Genomic DNA, 3,294 nt, shown 5'->3' on the forward strand with positions numbered 1-3,294 from the left:
CCCACCAGCCGGGACGAGGGAGGGTGTAGTGGAGTTGGAGCGTTGCATTAAAGGGGTTGGGGAAGGCAGAGAGGTGCATCGCGTAGGGCGGGATTCCGATCCCGTCATTATCGGGGATGGCGAGCGATTTCCCTCGCACCGGGATTTCGACCCTCGCTTCGTCGCGGTCGTCCGATTCGATGACGACATTCGCCTCATACTCACCGTCTGCCTCGGCGCGAAACACCACATAGACCCACATCGAATCGCCCGGTTCAAGGAACTGCTCGTCTTCAATACCGCCAAACAGGACGAAGGCGTCGGGGGTCTCGGATTCCAATACCACCCGCCGGACGGATAGGTTACGCAAGCCGATGTTGGAGATGAAGAGCGTGTCGGACGAGGCGCCTTCGAGCGACTCAAGATAGACTTCACGCGGATCGACGGCGAGATTGCCTTGCGGGAAGAAGAAGGGGCCGATGTCGGCGATAGTGCCGTCGGGGTCGGGGTCCGCTTCGGGGTCACCGGCGTCTATGCAAGGGGAGTCAGGCGATAGGAAATTTGTGTCAGGCCACTGCCAGCCGTCAACGATGCGAGGGTCCAGGAAGAGGTTGCCGTAGCGGTCGGTCGAATCGCCGTTGGCGTTGGTGCGATCAAGGACGCCGAAATCATCAAATTGCTCATAGGGTAGTACTGCATTCTCGCTTGTGTCGAAACTACAATAGATAAATGGAGAACCCATTCCATCACCTTGATTAATGGAAATCTGCAAGCCACTGACAAAAATAGAATTTGCAAAAATACCAATATTACCAGATGACTCCATGAGTGAATTTATGAATAGACAATTATCAATAAAGGTTACGCCCTGCGCGCCAATTCTAAGAATCTCACCGCTCCTGTCCTGACGAATGAACATGCAATTGGATATACGGATAAGAGATTCAGATCTGATGCTAACTCCATAATAATTCAGATCAAAGAAGCAGTTCTGTATAATGACAGTGCGCTGAGGAATGGTGGTGCCGATTAGAATGGCAATCCAATTTCTTCTGAATTCACAATTATTAATATGGACATCCGCGTCTCTGGTTTCAATATTGATCGCACCTTGACCCTCAAACCAGCCTTGTGCACCTTCCAATATGCAATGTTCAAGCCAAAGAGTTGGAGTTGAGCCTACTCCAGCAAAGATGCATCTCCAAGCCTGGTCTCTCATTTCGCGAAACAGAATTTTCGACTCTGCGGCACCTCGTGCGAAGAGGAACCCGCTCACTATCAATCCGCGCGGACCATTGAAAAGAACCTCGACGTCCGCTTCTATGACGAGCGTATCTTCGCGCTCAATTGATACATCCCGCTGAATGACATAAGGTGATCCTACTGGCGACCAAACTCCGTGCACGAATTGATCATTGATAAAGGTCGTATCTGCAGTGGCCTGGTATGCTAACGCCAAGAACGAGAGGAAAAATGCAGGTGTATATCTCATTGAAGTCTCTGGTGTGGAGAGGGCGAGCGGGGGCGTCGTAAAGATGCCCCCGCTTGAAGTGTGGATTAGTTATCGGATGATAACTAATTCTTGCTGTTCGGTAGATGGACTACCGGTTTCAGGAAGGTAATGGACTTGGCAGAGATAGACGCCGGACGGCATAATCTCTCCCTTCTGGTTACGACCTGACCAGACCCAAGACAACATGCCGGCCTGTCTGCTGGGCAGATGCGCCGCTGCCATCTGTCTCCCTTGTGCATCGACCAAACGCAGCGAAATGTCACCTGCCCATGGCAAGGCGATTCTGATGGTGGTAGTGGAATTGAACGGGTTGGGGAAGGCCTCAAGGTGCATTGCGTAGGGCGGGATTCCGATCCCGTCTGTGACGTAGGTCGCAGCCATCGCGCCTCCGGGGGTTAGGCTAAGAGAGAGGAAGACGACTCCGAGCGTGAAGAGGCTCACGAGGGACTGGGTAGCGTAACGAGCGAACATGGAACCTCCGTAGAACTAAACGTTAACGACAGCAATCAATCTATATCGACCTGCCCTCAAGGGCAGACTGGCAACGAAGGGTAGCCGGACTGTTCACCCGCCAGATGCGGGATGCATCCATATCATAACATGCCCGGGTCAAGAAGTCAAGCCTTTTCGGCCCTTTTCACAAAAATAGTTTCGCCCCGACAAGTGGGTTCCCGCTCCGCCACAGCGGCCTCCCGCTCCGCCACAGCCAGCCCGGCCTGAAGCCTCAAATCGCCAATCCTTCCGATCCCTCGCTCGCCTACTTTATCAGCACCACCCGCCGCGTTGCGGCTCCCTGCCGGCCTTGTAGAGAGAGGATATACTGCCCCGAGGGGAGCGCGCCGGCGTCAAAGTGAAGTTGATGTGTGCCGAAGGGCAGGAAGCCTTCCTTTAGCAGCATCACCTCGGCGCCTCTTGCATCGTAGAGCCGGAGCGCCCACCAGCCGGGACGAGGGAGGGTGTAGTGGAGTTGGAGCGTTGCATTAAAGGGGTTGGGGAAGGCAGAGAGGTGCATCGCGTAGGGCGGGATTCCGATCCCGTCATTGTCGGGGATGGCGAGCGATTTCCCTCGCACCGGGATTTCGACCCGCGCTTCGTCGCGGTCGTCAGACACTATGAGAATCGTCGCGACATACTCCCCGTCAACCTCGGCGCGAAACACCACATAGACCCACATCGAATCGCCCGGTTCAAGGAACTGCTCGTCTTCGATGCCTCCAAACAGGACGAAGGCGTCGGGGGTCTCGGATTCCAATACCACCCGCCGGATGGCAAGGTTACGCAAGCCGATGTTGGAGATGAAGAGCGTGTCGGACGAGGCGCCTTCGAGCGACTCAAGATAGACTTCACGCGGATCGGCGGCGAGATTGCCTTGCGGGAAGAAGAAGGGGCCGATGTCGGCGATAGTGCCGTCGGGGTCGGGATCGCCGTCGGGATTGCCGGCGTCTATGCAGGGGGAGTCAGCCGTGAGGAAATTAGTGTCAGGCCACTGCCAGCCGCCTACGATGCGAGGGTCCAGGAAGAGGTTGCCGTAGCGGTCGGTCGAATCGCCGTTGGTGTTGGTGCGGGAGAGGACCGCAAACCCATCATATTGAACATCTCTATTCCATTCTACCCGCAGCAACTGATCAGGATTGTCGTTTAGAAAAAGATTGTGATGCACTTCAGGAAAGTTTTCCGCATTCAATCGGCGTTCGAAATCATTAATATGTACTATCTTAGCGATCTGTTGACAGTGTGATGGCTGTTCAAGTCCCCGAAGGCGTAGCCGAAGGGGACTTGAACAGCGCCCTTGGTCACAGGAC

General features: G+C 54.8%; 3 protein-coding genes. All 3 read right to left on the bottom strand.

Translation table 11 applies throughout. From position 1 onward, the window contains the following. Positions 1-721 (bottom strand): hypothetical protein (locus FJY67_11670; protein MBM3330107.1); only part of this gene is annotated, 721 nt, incomplete at its 3' end. A gap of 819 nt (positions 722-1,540) precedes the next feature. Next, a complete protein-coding gene (locus tag FJY67_11675) occupies positions 1,541-1,963 on the bottom strand; it encodes a hypothetical protein (protein ID MBM3330108.1) in 423 nt (140 codons plus the stop codon). Positions 1,964-2,249: 286 nt separating this feature from the next. Beyond that, positions 2,250-3,152, bottom strand: a complete 903-nt coding sequence (locus FJY67_11680) for a T9SS type A sorting domain-containing protein (protein ID MBM3330109.1) — start codon at positions 3,150-3,152, stop codon at positions 2,250-2,252. Positions 3,153-3,294 lie beyond the last annotated feature (142 nt).

It is taken from the genome of Calditrichota bacterium, from assembly GCA_016867835.1.
GTDB lineage: Bacteria > Electryoneota > AABM5-125-24 > Hatepunaeales > Hatepunaeaceae > VGIQ01.

Excerpts from the sequence above, each read along its gene's own strand:
- FJY67_11675 (MBM3330108.1), bottom strand. The coding sequence starts at position 1,963 with ATGTTCGCTCGTTACGCTACCCAGTCCCTCGTGAGCCTCTTCACGCTC.